The 13,865-nt window shown below is 46.4% G+C and carries 13 protein-coding genes; 6 read left to right on the top strand and 7 right to left on the bottom strand.

Annotated features, from left to right (window positions below):
- Positions 1–23 precede the first annotated feature (23 nt).
- From CSH92_RS03370 to rpsU, 5 genes are all read right to left on the bottom strand, one after another.
- The gene (locus CSH92_RS03370) at positions 24–2,132 is read right to left on the bottom strand and encodes a tetratricopeptide repeat-containing diguanylate cyclase (RefSeq protein WP_100656175.1); all 2,109 of its coding nucleotides are present in this window, start codon (positions 2,130–2,132) and stop codon (positions 24–26) included.
- A 147-nt stretch (positions 2,133–2,279) separates the two neighbouring features.
- Positions 2,280–4,118: an RNA polymerase sigma factor RpoD gene (rpoD, locus tag CSH92_RS03365; protein ID WP_100656174.1), complete on the bottom strand. Its 1,839-nt coding sequence runs from the start codon at positions 4,116–4,118 to the stop codon at positions 2,280–2,282.
- 241 nt (positions 4,119–4,359) lie between these two features.
- A complete protein-coding gene (gene dnaG, locus CSH92_RS03360) occupies positions 4,360–6,135 on the bottom strand; it encodes a DNA primase (protein ID WP_100656173.1) in 1,776 nt (591 codons plus the stop codon).
- 95 nt (positions 6,136–6,230) lie between these two features.
- On the bottom strand, positions 6,231–6,674 hold the full coding sequence (locus CSH92_RS03355; protein WP_100656172.1) for a GatB/YqeY domain-containing protein: 444 nt from the start codon (positions 6,672–6,674) through the stop codon (positions 6,231–6,233).
- Positions 6,675–6,746: 72 nt separating this feature from the next.
- A complete protein-coding gene (gene rpsU / locus CSH92_RS03350; protein ID WP_070123829.1) occupies positions 6,747–6,962 on the bottom strand; it encodes a 30S ribosomal protein S21 in 216 nt (71 codons plus the stop codon).
- Positions 6,963–7,143: 181 nt separating this feature from the next.
- Here rpsU and tsaD point away from each other — a divergent pair, with 181 nt between their 5' ends.
- On the top strand, positions 7,144–8,157 hold the full coding sequence (tsaD, locus tag CSH92_RS03345; protein ID WP_100656171.1) for a tRNA (adenosine(37)-N6)-threonylcarbamoyltransferase complex transferase subunit TsaD: 1,014 nt from the start codon (positions 7,144–7,146) through the stop codon (positions 8,155–8,157).
- Positions 8,158–8,171: 14 nt separating this feature from the next.
- On the opposite strand, the gene plsY is transcribed toward tsaD, so the two are convergent.
- The gene (gene plsY, locus CSH92_RS03340; RefSeq protein WP_100656310.1) at positions 8,172–8,774 is read right to left on the bottom strand and encodes a glycerol-3-phosphate 1-O-acyltransferase PlsY; all 603 of its coding nucleotides are present in this window, start codon (positions 8,772–8,774) and stop codon (positions 8,172–8,174) included.
- A gap of 119 nt (positions 8,775–8,893) precedes the next feature.
- Here plsY and folB point away from each other — a divergent pair, with 119 nt between their 5' ends.
- Genes folB through CSH92_RS03320 form a run of 4 tightly spaced genes read left to right on the top strand, consistent with a single transcriptional unit; the run spans position 8,894 to position 10,932 of the window.
- Entirely contained in the window at positions 8,894–9,244 is a 351-nt protein-coding gene (gene folB, locus CSH92_RS03335; protein WP_100656170.1) for a dihydroneopterin aldolase, read from the top strand.
- The gene (folK, locus tag CSH92_RS03330) at positions 9,241–9,756 is read left to right on the top strand and encodes a 2-amino-4-hydroxy-6-hydroxymethyldihydropteridine diphosphokinase (protein ID WP_100656169.1); all 516 of its coding nucleotides are present in this window, start codon (positions 9,241–9,243) and stop codon (positions 9,754–9,756) included. The genes folB and folK overlap by 4 nt, the downstream gene beginning before the upstream one ends.
- Entirely contained in the window at positions 9,743–10,543 is an 801-nt protein-coding gene (locus CSH92_RS03325; protein WP_100656168.1) for an undecaprenyl-diphosphate phosphatase, read from the top strand. Before folK ends, CSH92_RS03325 begins: the two co-directional genes overlap by 14 nt.
- Before the next feature lie 20 nt (positions 10,544–10,563).
- Complete coding sequence (locus CSH92_RS03320; protein ID WP_100656167.1) at positions 10,564–10,932, top strand: histidine triad nucleotide-binding protein; 369 nt, start codon at positions 10,564–10,566, stop codon at positions 10,930–10,932.
- A gap of 1 nt (position 10,933) precedes the next feature.
- Here the strand turns inward: CSH92_RS03320 and CSH92_RS03315 are convergent, their stop codons facing one another.
- Positions 10,934–12,625, bottom strand: coding sequence for a dipeptidyl-peptidase 3 family protein (locus CSH92_RS03315; RefSeq protein WP_420807488.1), 1,692 nt, complete (start codon positions 12,623–12,625; stop codon positions 10,934–10,936).
- 283 nt (positions 12,626–12,908) lie between these two features.
- Here CSH92_RS03315 and CSH92_RS03310 point away from each other — a divergent pair, with 283 nt between their 5' ends.
- A complete protein-coding gene (locus tag CSH92_RS03310) occupies positions 12,909–13,745 on the top strand; it encodes an HDOD domain-containing protein (protein ID WP_100656165.1) in 837 nt (278 codons plus the stop codon).
- Positions 13,746–13,865: the final 120 nt, after the last annotated feature.

Raw genomic sequence — 13,865 nt, 5'->3', positions numbered from 1 at the left:
GACAGCTCTGGATTGGCGCTAGTTTACACTTGAGTAGTGCTTGAATTTCCGGCTTCTCGTTCAGCAACAACCAACGTTATCAAGTCCTTCGCCGCTAGTGCTTTAAGTCCATCCATGCTGGCAGGCAGTGGTAATTTGGGGTTGCTTGCGACATCGGTAATGCCAACCCACGTATTTCGGCCAGAGGATTTCGCAGCATACAAACAACTATCGGCGATACTGAACAGATCACGCATTGTGGAGTCATTGCTAACACTATCACTGTGTTTAAATGGGAAGCACACAAAACCGATGCTGCAGGTTAGCGTTTGCTGCGTGGCTTGGTCAATCTCAAAGGGTTGGCGTTGCATATCATGAATGAGGCGATTAGCAATATCTTCAGCTTTAGTCCGCTCGATGAAACGTGCTGCCGCAACAAATTCTTCTCCTCCCCAGCGCACAACATAGTCAGATGCACGAAAAACGCCCTGTACCCTGTGTGCAGTTTGTTGTAACACGCGGTCTCCAGCAACGTGCCCGTAGGTGTCGTTAACTGCCTTGAAATTATCGATATCGATCACGAAAAGGCATAAATCAGCCTCTATCGGCGCTTTACTTTGATTGCGTACTGATTGGTGCTTACGCAAAACTGACTGGATATCTGCGGTTATTTGGTGTTCAAAAAATCGCCGGTTTTTTAAACCTGTTAGTTTATCGGTAAGGCTGAGTGCGGCTAACTCTTCATTAGCAGCTTGTAAATCTGCAGTGCGACTTTTAACTTCACTTTCCAGTTTACGAGTGTACCGGGTTTGCATCATTCTAGAGTAAGCAAGAAATCCAATTGTTAGCGCAGCAATCACGCCAGCTAACATAAACTGCCTCTGCTCACTGCGCTGCTGCGCCTGAACTTGTGCCAATGCTTGCTGCTGTTCCAGTAAAGCAATTTGGTTAGCTCGGCGAACAAACTCTGTTTGTGCCTGAGTGCTGGCGATAGCATCTAAACGCTTTTGATTAAACAGATTATCGTCTAAGGCTTTCTGACGTTTCAATGCTGAATAGGCGAGAGCAATATCACTTTGCTGCTCTGATACTGTGACTTTTAACGCCAGAAGTTGCGATACCTTGTGTGATTCGTCGATCGATTGTGCGAAGGGCAGGGCTTCGTCTATCAGTAGTAATGCGTCAGCATAGGCTTGTTGCGCGGTTAATATTTCTATTTTAAGTAAATATAGATCCAATAATAAGCTGTTGTAATTATTCGATTTTGCATTGCCTATCAGGGTGTCAGCAAGCGTAGCTGCTTGCTCTACATTACCTTCTAACAAGCTCAACTCTGCCAAGCCAGAGCGCGCCCAATCGATATCACGTTGAGCTTCGATCTGCACAAATAAATCATAGGCTCGTTGCATAAATTCGCGCGCTTGGGTGAAGTCACCCATCTGCATACTCACGTAGCCAATTTTGTAACTACTGTAGGCAATATCTTTGCGATTACCACTGGCTTCGTCGAGTGCTAGCGCCTGTTGAAAATAATCCAAAGCAAGGGCCAGATCGCCCATGATGCGCCGAATGTCACCCAGATTGTAAAGCGCAGAAGCGATGCCTGCTTGGTCGTTGAGGCGATAATTCGCTTCTAGTGCTTGTTGGTGATAGGTGGCAGCTTCATTAAATTGGCCCATTTTTTCTAAAACCACACCGATACTGTTATGTACCGAAGCAAGCTCTCGCTCACTATCATTCTGTTGAAATATAGCGAGAGCCAAGTACAGATACTCTAACGCAACTGAATAGTTCGACTGATAACGATAAGTTAAGCCGAGTTGCCGGTACGTATGCGCTAAAGACGTTAGATTATCTAAATCCTGATACAAGGTTTGCGCGGCTTGTAACCAGTGCTGTGCATCGGGATAGACATTGCGTTCCATTGCATTGCGACCCAGCTGATACTGTGCATCTGCTTGAATCTGCAAGTCATTCATTTGCTTACTTTGTGTTAACAATTGCTGGGCGAGGTCATCTGCTAAGGCTATATCGCCGTTAGCTCTGGCTTGCTGGACCTCTTCCACACTGGCTGCTCTGCAGGTACCACAAGTCAGTGTAATGGCTAGAGACAAGCCAAGTAGCAAGCGAAACGGATGAGCAGTACGGCACATAAAAAGTAGGTGATGCACTAGTAAAGGATGATTCGTTTAGTTTAGGTTAATTATTTAAGTTGATAAACTACTTCTATGCATGAGAATTAGAGTATAAAAAAACCCGCATTTGCGGGTTTTTTGAATCGATACACTAGTCAGAAGTATTTAGTCGTCAAGGAAGCTTTTGAGCTGCTCTGACCGACTAGGATGGCGCAATTTACGCAATGCCTTCGCTTCGATCTGACGGATCCGCTCACGGGTTACGTCAAACTGCTTACCCACCTCTTCAAGGGTATGGTCAGTATTCATATCGATACCGAAACGCATGCGCAACACCTTCGCTTCTCGTGCCGTAAGGCCCGCCAAAACTTCTTGAGTAGCATCTTTCAAACTACCACCAGTGGCAGAGTCGAGCGGCTGGATAATGGTATTATCCTCAATGAAATCACCTAAGTGCGAATCTTCATCATCACCGATTGGCGTTTCCATTGAGATTGGCTCTTTGGCAATTTTCAGCACCTTACGGATCTTATCTTCTGGCATCAACATGCGTTCAGATAGTTCTTCTGGTGTCGGTTCACGACCCATTTCTTGCAGCATCTGGCGTGAAATCCGATTCAACTTATTGATAGTCTCAATCATGTGTACCGGGATACGGATAGTACGCGCCTGGTCGGCAATAGAGCGAGTGATTGCCTGGCGGATCCACCACGTTGCATAGGTTGAGAATTTGTAACCGCGACGGTATTCGAACTTATCTACCGCTTTCATCAAACCGATATTACCTTCTTGGATCAAGTCCAAGAACTGTAGACCACGGTTGGTGTATTTCTTCGCAATTGAAATAACCAAACGCAAGTTTGCTTCGACCATTTCTTTTTTCGCGCGACGAGCCTTCGCTTCGCCAATTGACATCCGGCGATTGATATCTTTGATATCAGCGATAACTAAGCCTGTTTCAGCTTCTACTTGGTTCATTTTGCTGACGCTGCGCTCAATTTCTTCTTTTTGATCGCGCAATGCAGGTACATAATCTTTGTCGGTAGCCAGTAATACGTCTAACCAATCGGTAGTAGTTTCGTTACCTGCAAAGGCTTTGATGAAATCTTTCTTTGGCATCTTTGCGTTAACAACGCAATATTTCATCACTAAACGCTCTTGAATACGCACGCGGTCCATCATGTCACGCATGTTCTTCACCATTCGGTCGAACTGCTTTGGAACCAAGCGGAATTCTTTAAACACGTCGCTAAGCGCATTGATCTGAGCACGAGCATCTTTGTGCGCGCGGCCCTTTTTCTCGATCATTTCACGAGTTTTTACATATTGCTCACGTAGTTCAGTAAACTTTTCGCGCGCAACCTCTGGATCTACGCTGTTATCATCTTCTTCTGAATCAGAATCGTCGTCGTCATCTTCATCATCGTCTTCGTCATCCAGATCTTCCTGTGATAACTCTGACCCTACATGGGTTGCTGTAGGTGCTACGTCTTCTTCGTTAGGATCAACAAACCCGATAATAATGTCACTTAAGCGAATTTCTTCTGCTTCATACAAGTCCCATTGATCCAACAAGTAAGTGATGGCCTCTGGATACTCGGCAACAGAACATTGTACCTGATTGATGCCGTCCTCAATGCGCTTCGCGATTTCAATCTCGCCTTCTCGAGTAAGCAGTTCAACTGTACCCATTTCACGCATGTACATACGGACTGGATCGGTGGTGCGTCCTATTTCGCTTTCAACGGTGGCAAGTGCTTGCGCTGCCGCTTCGGCAACTTCTTCATCAGCCGTAGTTTCTTGCATGAGCAATTCGTCTGAATCTGGCGCAGATTCAGATACCTGAATACCCATGTCGTTGATCATTCGAATGATATCTTCAATCTGATCCGAGTCGATGATATCTTGTGGAAGGTGGTCATTAACTTCGGCAAAAGTTAAGTAACCTTGTTCTTTTCCTTTGGCAATCAGAAGTTTGATCTGAGACTGCTTGTTTTGCGGCATAAATTTTACACTTCTCTCATTTGAATAGCGCTATTCAATGTCATCATACGCATTTAGCTGAAACGCTGAGTGCTAAATGGTTTTGTTGCCTCGGCCAGACACTCAGTTCTAACCTTTACGGCCGAGCGTGAAAGTAAGTTTAGTTTACTTTTACAGGGACTCTGGCGAATTGACCAGTATAGCAGATAAATCACCATTCTTGCCAGACAATATGGTTATCAAATGTTCAATTTCAAGGTCATCAAACGGGCTTTTTAGCCTGCATTAACAAATTCAGCTCTTGCTTTTCCGCTTGGCTCAGTCCGTGGACGCGATCTTTGCTCATTAATACATCCATGCGCTGCTCAAAATGCCAGTGGATTAACTTTTTAAAGCTGTCAGTGAAGACTTTACTTGCAGCGCTGTCATCGATTAAGAATTCTTGTTGCAATAACTTGGCAAGATGACTGGCTTCAGGCTTGCCGCGAAAGTACTCTAGTACCATCCCTGTGTGGGCATGGCTATTTTGCTGACAAAATGTGTGCACAGACTGGAGCAATGGCATGCCCAGAATTGGGCTGTCACTTAAGAAGGCAAAATCAATATCGGGCAATTGTGCAGCAAGAGCTGGATTATCCAATAATAGTCGGATCATGGTGCGAACGGGAGAGATACTGGCTTTTGGGGCACCATAGCTAGACTTTTGCGGCGCCGTTGAACGCGCGTTAGCTTGCTGAATATCACGTTCGCGTTGGTAGCGATCGCGCTCTCCACATAAACGACTAAGCTCTTGATTTAAAATGTCGCGCTGGTTTTCACCTAAAATTTTATCAATTAAAGGCTGGGCGTGGGCTTTTAACGCCGCTTTGCCTTCGGAAGTGCTGGTGGTGTGTTGTTGCATCAGGCGATCAAATAGAAATTTTGACAGCGGTTGGGCGTCTTTAAGCTTTTCTTCAAACGCGGTTTTTCCTATCTTTTGCACCAAGCTGTCGGGATCTTCACCGTCGGGGAGAAACAAAAAGCGCATGGTGATCCCGTCTTTTAAGTAAGCCAGAGCATTTTCCATAGCTCGCCACGCAGCTTCTCTGCCGGCGCGGTCGCCGTCGTAACAGCAAATAATATCATCGGTAGCACGCACCAACATTTGGATATGTTCTGGTGTCGTTGCGGTGCCTAACGCAGCGACTGCATAGTCAATACCGTGCTGCGACAAAGCAACAACGTCCATGTAGCCCTCGACCACTAATACTTGGGGCAAGTTACGGTGCGCTTGGCGAGCTTGATAAAAGCCATAAAGTTCACTGCCTTTATGGAAAATCCGGGTTTCTGGAGAATTCAGGTATTTAGGACCGTCTTGTTCGAAAACCCGTCCGCCGAAACCGACCACGCGGCCACGCTTATCGCGGATTGGAAACATTAAGCGATCGCGGAAAAAATCAAAACGTTTGCCACGATCGTTTTCACTGATCAGTTTTAAGTCCAGCAGCTGTTGCTGCTGTTTAGGCCCCTGACCAAATTGTTTGAGCACACCGTCCCATTCGGAGGGGGCGTATCCGATTTCCCAATGCTTAACTGTTTCGCCACTTAGACCACGCTGCTTAAGATACTCGATAACACGGTTAGATTGTGCATGCTGCTTGAGTTGGTGTTGAAAAAAGCGTGTGGCTTTTTCCATTAAGGCAAAGTCATCGTCAAGTTGTTCTCTGCCGACTGAGGGTTTCTGTGGCGAATTGGATTTTTCACGTGGCACTTCAACCCCGTGATAGCGGGCCAACTCTTCTATGGCCTCAGGAAACTCTAAACGGTCAAACTCCATTAAGAATGAGACTGAGTTGCCGTGCGCACCACAACCGAAACAGTGGTAAAACTGTTTATCTTGGCTAACCGTGAAAGAGGGTGACTTTTCGTTATGGAAAGGACAGCAGGCTTGATAATTCTTCCCTGCTTTTTTGAGTTTTACCCGGCTATCCACAATTTCCACAATGTCAGTGCGGGCAATCATGTCCTCAATAAAATCGCGCGGGATTAAGCCAGCCATGCAGAAAGGAGATTCCTATAAATAAAGGGGACTAACTGTAGCAGTACTCGAATCAGCTGCCAAGCGCCTTTGGCGCCTGGTCGCTAGGGGTAAAACTAACCGAGTTTGGCTTTTATTTTGCCACTGAGTGCGCCCATATCAGCCCGCCCTTGGACTTTTGGCTTCAACCAACCCATGACTTTACCCATGTCTTGCATCCCGCTTGCGCCAGTTTCAGTCATGGCTTGGTTGATCAAATAGGCCAATTCATCTTCGCTAAGAGGCTGGGGTAGGAAGGTTTCCAAGATCACTATTTCGGCGCGTTCATTGTCGGCGAGATCCGCACGCTTGGCATCGTCAAATTGTTGTGCAGCGTCTTTGCGTTGTTTGACCATCTTGGTGATCACAGCAAGAATATCGCTATCCGTTAACGTGATCCGTTCATCAATTTCACGTTGTTTTATGGCTGCTAGAGCCATGCGGATTGTTCCTAAACGTAATTTATCTTTCGCGCGCATTGCATCTTTTTGCGCTTCTTTTAATTCATCAATTAACGGCATGCAGCGATCCTTTTTATCAACACAAACAAAAACGCGCCTTAACGGCGCGTTTGATCGTAAAAACGTTCTATCTTAGTAGAGTTTTACGCGACGCGCGTTTTCACGAGCCAATTTTTTCATGTGACGCTTTTTAGCAGCAGCTTTTTTGCGCTTGCGTTCCCAAGTTGGCTTTTCGAAAAATTCGCGACGACGAACTTCAGAAAGCACACCAGCTTTTTCACATGAACGTTTAAAACGACGAAGAGCAACGTCAAACGGCTCGTTTTCTCTAACTTTAACGATAGGCATCTAAGATTTCACCTCAAAATTTAATGTGTTCTACCGGGCATTAATTTGAGGAGAAAACTCCACCCGGGTTAAAAATGGTGCGAAATTCTAATCATATCTGACGCAGAAGTAAAGTCGTATTTGCTAAAAACTGCCAAACACGTACACTACGCGCGAAAGTTGATTGTAGGTAAGAAAAAAGATGCGCGTTTTAGGAATAGAAACCTCATGTGACGAAACCGGTATTGCCATTTATGATACCGAACAAGGCTTGTTAGCCCATTGCTTGTATAGTCAAGTGAAGTTGCATGCTGACTATGGTGGTGTAGTGCCTGAATTGGCCTCTCGCGACCATGTGCGCAAAATCCTCCCTCTTATCCAACAAACGCTCGATGACGCTAAGCTGCAAGCCAAGGATATCGAAGGTATTGCTTTTACCCAAGGGCCGGGCCTCGTGGGAGCATTGCTAGTGGGAGCGTCAGTTGCCAAAGCGTTAGGCTATGCGTGGGATATCCCGATCGTTGGGGTGCATCATATGGAAGGACATTTGTTGGCCCCCATGCTCGAAGCAGAGCAGCCGCAATATCCTTTCGTTGCATTACTCGTATCGGGCGGTCACAGCATGCTAGTTAATGTGCAAGGGCTCGGTAATTATGAAGTATTGGGTGAATCTATCGATGATGCGGCCGGAGAAGCCTTTGATAAAACCGCAAAACTGCTGGGTTTGGACTACCCTGGCGGCCCAATGTTGGCGAAATTGGCTGAGCAAGGTGAGCCTGGCCATTATCAATTTCCACGTCCAATGACCGATCGCCCTGGACTGGATTTTAGTTTCAGTGGCTTAAAAACCTTTGCCGCCAATACCATCCGTGATGCCGCTGAGGATCAACAAACCAAGGCTAATATTGCGTATGCCTTTCAAGAGGCGGTGGTAGACACGCTTATCATAAAGTGCAAGCGTGCGCTCAAACAGGTTAACGGTAACCGCTTGGTGATCGCTGGTGGCGTCAGCGCCAATTTGGTCCTGCGCGAGAAAATGGCTGATTTAATGCAGCAGTTGAAGGGCGAAGTGTTTTACCCAAACTTAGCGTTTTGTACCGACAATGGCGCAATGATTGCGTACGCGGGAGCCCAACGTCTGCTCGCAGGAGAGCGCACCACTTATGACTGCAAGGCAAAGCCGCGTTGGCCGCTCGACAGCCTATTACCGATTTAATCGAACCGTTGGTATTATTCGCGCGCTTTACCTTTTTGCCACACTTTGCTTTCTTTACCTTGCCATAAACGCGCAATGTTCTCATGGTGGCGGGCGATAATCAGAATACTCAGCATGGCCACTGGCAGCGTATAGGCTGGCTTAATAAACCAAACAAAAAGTGGCGCTAATCCAACGGCGACCAAAGCACCAAGCGAAGAATAACCGGTCAATGCGACAACCGCTATCCAACATACAATTAATAAGCCCGCAAGACCAAGCCCAATAGGGAGCATCGCACCAAAGGCAGTTGCGACAGCCTTACCACCTTTAAAACCAAAAAACAGTGGGAAAATATGTCCCAAGCAGGCGGCAATTGCGATCAGTCCTAGGTAAAGGGGTTCAACGCCGAGCCAATAGCTTCCATACGTAGGTAGAGTGCCTTTAAGAATATCGCTGACCAATACCAGCACTGCGGGGATTGGTCCTCCAATGCGATAGACATTGGTTGCGCCGGGATTGCCTGAGCCAGTAAAGCGTGGATCGGGTAACTGAAACAGACGACAAATCATCACTGCGCTGGAAAGAGAACCGCACAGGTAGGCCACACAAACCAGTAAAATTATCAATGCAACCATGTCATCGTTCATGAGTTCAAGTTAAACTACCGGCACATTACAAGAAAGCCGCCAGTAAGACTAGTCTGAGCAGTCTTGCAAACCTCTGGCGGTTAACGTGCGCAAGTGTATGATTTAACATGGAACAAATACTGATTAAAGGGTTGGAGCTGGAGACTATTATTGGGGTCTATGATTGGGAGCGAACCCAATTGACCAAGCTTCGAGTTGACTTAGTCATGGACGCTGATCTTACTCGCGCCTGTCATAGCGATGACGTTAACGATACCGTGGATTATGCAGCGGTGGCAGCAACCTTAGAAGCAGTGGCGGCAGGCAGTGATTTCGAATTGTTAGAAGCACTAGGGCAGACACTGTGCGATAAACTCTTAGCAGAGTATCCGCTAACTCGTGTTGACATGACGATTGAAAAGCCCGGCATTTTGCCGCAGGCTCAAGTGGTTGCTGTGCGATTGGTGCGTGGTCAGTGAACGAACATTACATATTAATCAGCCTAGGTTCGAATATTGAACGTGAAAAACACACCCGTGCGGGTGTTAACGCTTTGTCTCAAATGTTCGCTGATATTGAGGTCTCGTCGGTTTACGAAAGTGAGTCGGTGGGGTTCGCTGGCGCAGCGTTTTATAATCTTGTGGTTGGCGCATATACCGATAAGTCGGTCATAGAAGTGTGCCAAGTGCTGAAGAAAATCGAACAGGACAATGGCCGCAAGCGCAGTGAAAAGAAATTTGCCTCGCGCACACTGGATTTAGACTTACTCACCTATGATTCATTAGTAATTTCTTCGCCAGTGGTATTGCCGCGCGAAGAAATACTTCACAATGCCTTCGTTTTGCAGCCGCTGGCTGAGCTAGTACCCAAGCATCAACATCCCGTATTGGGTGAAACTTATCAGCAAATGTGGCAAGCATACGATAAGAGTAAACAAAAATTATGGCCCGTAGTTTTCGACTGGAGTTCGCCACGTTATGACGCTATTTGAAATTATCATTTTAGCCATCATTCAGGGGATCACTGAATTTCTGCCCATATCCAGCTCTGCGCACTTATTATTGCCTGCGGAACTGTTGGGTTGGCGAACCCAAGGCTTGGCCTTTGATGTGGCGGTGCATGTTGGCAGTCTCCTCGCTGTGCTTATCTACCTGCGCCAAGATGTTATGCGTCTGACCGTAGGTTTTGTGCAATCTGGCTTTACTCGTCAACAATCGGATGACAGTCGACTTGCCTGGTCAATTGTTATTGCGACCTTACCTATCATTGTGGTTGGCTTTCTACTCAAAGATTGGATCGAAGTGAATGCGCGAACTGCATTAGTGATGGCTGCAACAACGATTGGCTTTGGTTTATTGCTGTGGTACGCGGACGCAACAGCCAAGTTGAGCCGTAAAATGTCACAAATGCGCTGGGGACATGCGATTTTTATCGGTGTAGCTCAAATTTTAGCGTTAATCCCCGGAACCTCGCGCTCTGGTATTACGATGACAGCCAGCTTGATGCTCGGTTTTGACCGCGAAAGTGCTGCACGCTTCTCTTTTTTGTTATCTATCCCTGCTATTTTAGGCGCGGGTTTGCTGGCTACGCTCGATCTGCTCAAGGAAGGTGAGGGCGTCGATTGGACGGCTTTGTTCTACGGCGCTGGGTTCTCATTCATTAGCGCCTATTTGTGTATCTACTTGTTTTTAAATTGGATATCGCGGATCGGTATGTTGCCGTTTGTGATTTATCGTTTGGCGCTGGGTGTTATCCTGCTATGGTTTGTGTTTGGATAATCGTTTTCGGAGCAGAGTAAATGAGCGAAACCATTTTTGATAAGATCATCGACCGTAGCATTCCTGCGGATATAATTTATGAAGATGACATTGCACTGGCGTTCAATGACATCAATCCGCAAGCGCCTGTGCACTTTTTGGTTATCCCCAAAAAACGGATCGCTACCATCAACGATATCGGACAAGCCGATCGCGAGCTGGTGGGGCATCTCTATTGGGTTGCAGCCGAGCTGGCCAAACAAAAGGGTTTTGCTACCGAAGGCTTTCGCACAGTGATGAATTGCAATGAATTTGGCGGTCAGACGGTTTATCACATTCACTTGCATGTATTGGCAGGCAAACTGTTGGGCTGGCCGCCCTATACAGAGCGGCCGAAAAAACTTGAGTGATTTATAACCCTAAGATTTGCTTGCCTTGCTCGAAGTGAATATCCACTGGTATATTCGCTTGTGCAAGGCGCTCCAGATCAGCTGCCAGCTGTTCTTTGATGACCCCTTTGTCAGCCACTAACCCAGCAACCCCAGCATAATCGCCATCACCTTGTAGAACCAATATGGTCTGAGATAGTGCCGCGATAGCAGCGTCCATCTTTTCCATGTCTACGCGATACTGGCCTTCAGCGTTGCGCGTGAATGCACCTTGTTCAGCGAAGAAATTAAATCGGATCATGTTCGCCCGACCATGTGCGGAAGAAGCGCCAAAACGCACAGAACGGAAGATGCCAGCCATAAAGGTGGTGTAATAGTCTTCCAAAGTACCCTCAGTGATTTCACCTTGTTCTAAAAGTTGTTGCACCATGTACAAGCCTAAAATGTCGGCTTTGCCTTCTTCGAGCGCAGACGCATGCTCTTTTAACGCAGCCCGAACAGTACCTTCACCATTCAGGGTATTCTTGATACCTAGGCCGTGCGCAACTTCATGAAACATGGTATTGGCAAAAAAAGCATCAAAGGTAATGTGCTTGCGTTGCTCTGGTACGATTAACTCTTCAGCGATGGGGACGAGGATATGATCGAACTTGGCACGCATAGCATTTTTTAGTTGTAAGCGTCGTGTGCCCTTGGCTAACTGAACTTCTTCGTCATTGGGCAGATTAATTGCAATTGTCTTGCTACCTGCGTTGCTGTGCCCAGCGTAGTAAACCACATCGTAGGCATTGAGATCGGCGTTCGCGCCCGGCATTTCCGCTTTGTAGGCATCTGGAACCGGCAAGCCCTGCTGCAATGCGGGTAAAAATGCCGCGAATTTAGCCAAACGCTCGCTCCACGCAAGATCCTTAATCAGTACATACGATTCAAATGCGGCGCGATAACCGTAGAGCTGGTCTTCGTAGGTTTCAATTGGACCGTACACCAACTCAATTGGATTATTCTTCATATCCATCCAAGCCATATCAGACGCTTGATATTGATCAGTGAGTAAAGCGTCAGCACGAAGATTAAGGTAATTGGCAAATTCTTGATCGTCGGCAAGTTCAGCTGCCTGGCGCAATAAATTAGCAGCTTGAGTTAATTCCTCAGTAAATTTTTGTGAATAGGGAACGGCGATAAGGTTGCCTGCGGCATCGCGTTCAACCATGCTGTATAACCCTGCTTTATCGGTAAATTCTGCCGCGTCAAATTCACTCTTGGTCATATCTGTAGGGTAAAATTGAGCGCCAGCCGCTTTTTTGTCAAACCCACTTAAAAATACTTGGTCTCCGGCTAAGCGATCCCAAGGGCCGTAATTAATCGTCGCAAAATGACGCACGGCATTATCTTCTAGGTTTGCTAAGAAAGTATTTTTATCACCACCAAATGCCTGTTGCCAAAACAGGTCGTCCATTATTTCAGACGCATCGATCAGTAAACCCACCATCGCTTTCTGGTTTGCTGACAAATGGCTTAAATCAGCGGTTAGATCGACTGGATAATAGATGGATAGTCGTTCTGGTGAACCTAAATACTCAATACTGCTGGGCGTTGCCGCAACGGGACCGGTATTAGTGTCAGGAGCGGGTTGTTTCGAACACGCAAAAAGTGTCGCACAGGCAGCGATTACGCTGCTGCACAGTAGGGTTGTTTTAAAGGACGTTCGCACGATAAAGTTCTCTTTTGTCGTTATTGTTATATTGAGTTATTAGCATACCTGAATTGTAGCTCATTTGACTAATATCCAATGCGCCGCTAGATGTCTCTCAGTAAATTAGGTAAACCGCATTGCGAGTCATTGTATTGCTATCGCAATTGTCGCAAGCGTCGTCTGAGTTGATTTTGATCAAGCATCAAACGCACTTTCCAATTGACTGTCATGCTGAATCGTTTACGCTATAACCAGATAACAAAAAAAGTCAGTCTCGCCATTCGCGGTTACATAAGGCAAAAACATGTCAACACAAAACGCTCTGTTAACGATTCTTACCGAAAAAATTAATAACGATACTCTGGTTTTGCCGACTTTACCGGCGATAGCTCTAAAGGTTAGGAAGGCGGCGGATGATCCTGAAATTAACCTAAATGCAATGTCAGATGTCATTTCGCAGGATCCATCTTTAAGCGCTCGCATGATAAAAATTTCAAATAGCGCTTATATGGGACGCACGGTAAAAGTGAGTTCCGTGAGCCAAGCGGTAACCCGAATTGGTTTGCGCCAGATAAAGAACATTGCAACTGCGTTAGCGATGGAACAACTTTTCGTTTCGAAAAATGACGTGGTTGCTGAATATCTCAAACGCGAGTGGGAAAAAACCGTGGATATTGCAGCGAATACGATGGCAGCGCTACAGATGTATACTCAGCGTACCAAAAAACGCGAGTTGCAACTGGATTCAGCAACATTGGCGGCATTGGTATCCAAAATTGGAGTATTGCCAATTCTCACAGAGGCTGAGCGCCATGCTGAAGTCTTTGCCAATCCAACGTTTCTTGAGGATGCAATCGACAAAATGTCGGGCAAGATCGGCGCAGCGATAATGGATGCGTGGGGATTCTCAACTGACTTTTCCAGTGTCGCGGCAAGTTGGAAAGATTTATCAATCATTCCTGCAAATCTGACCTACCTTGATTTTGTGCGTGTTGGCGCTTCCGTTAGTGGCCAGATGGAAAGTCAGAAAGATGCTGTATTCAACCTCGCATTGCAACGCGGTGTAGTCGCCGATGTAAAAGAGTTAGACAGCGACGAATTTAAAGACATGCGCGACCAAGCAAAAGTAATATTCTCCTAATATCAATTGGCTCCACCTAGCCGCAAGTGAACGTGGAGCCTTTCATTGTGAAACTCGCAACTCGAATTTAATTTGCTTTTATAGCGCTTTACGCAGACTATATTTAAGGCGTTGCGTGTT

It is taken from the genome of Neoalteromonas flava (genome assembly GCF_002807685.1).
Classification (GTDB): Bacteria; Pseudomonadota; Gammaproteobacteria; order Enterobacterales; family Alteromonadaceae; genus Alteromonas_E; species Alteromonas_E flava.
The sequence above is the reverse complement of the archived record's forward strand: the minus strand, read 5'-3'. Positions and strand labels throughout refer to the sequence as shown.

Coding starts and splice junctions, on each gene's coding strand:
- tsaD (WP_100656171.1), top strand. CDS start 7,144: ATGCGCGTTTTAGGAATAGAAACCTCATGTGACGAAACCGGTATTGCC.
- folB (WP_100656170.1), top strand. CDS start 8,894: ATGGAACAAATACTGATTAAAGGGTTGGAGCTGGAGACTATTATTGGG.
- rpoD (WP_100656174.1), bottom strand. CDS start 4,118: ATGCCGCAAAACAAGCAGTCTCAGATCAAACTTCTGATTGCCAAAGGA.
- CSH92_RS03370 (WP_100656175.1), bottom strand. CDS start 2,132: ATGTGCCGTACTGCTCATCCGTTTCGCTTGCTACTTGGCTTGTCTCTA.
- CSH92_RS03325 (WP_100656168.1), top strand. CDS start 9,743: ATGACGCTATTTGAAATTATCATTTTAGCCATCATTCAGGGGATCACT.
- CSH92_RS03355 (WP_100656172.1), bottom strand. CDS start 6,674: ATGCCGTTAATTGATGAATTAAAAGAAGCGCAAAAAGATGCAATGCGC.
- CSH92_RS03320 (WP_100656167.1), top strand. CDS start 10,564: ATGAGCGAAACCATTTTTGATAAGATCATCGACCGTAGCATTCCTGCG.
- dnaG (WP_100656173.1), bottom strand. CDS start 6,135: ATGGCTGGCTTAATCCCGCGCGATTTTATTGAGGACATGATTGCCCGC.
- plsY (WP_100656310.1), bottom strand. CDS start 8,774: ATGGTTGCATTGATAATTTTACTGGTTTGTGTGGCCTACCTGTGCGGT.
- rpsU (WP_070123829.1), bottom strand. CDS start 6,962: ATGCCTATCGTTAAAGTTAGAGAAAACGAGCCGTTTGACGTTGCTCTT.
- CSH92_RS03310 (WP_100656165.1), top strand. CDS start 12,909: ATGTCAACACAAAACGCTCTGTTAACGATTCTTACCGAAAAAATTAAT.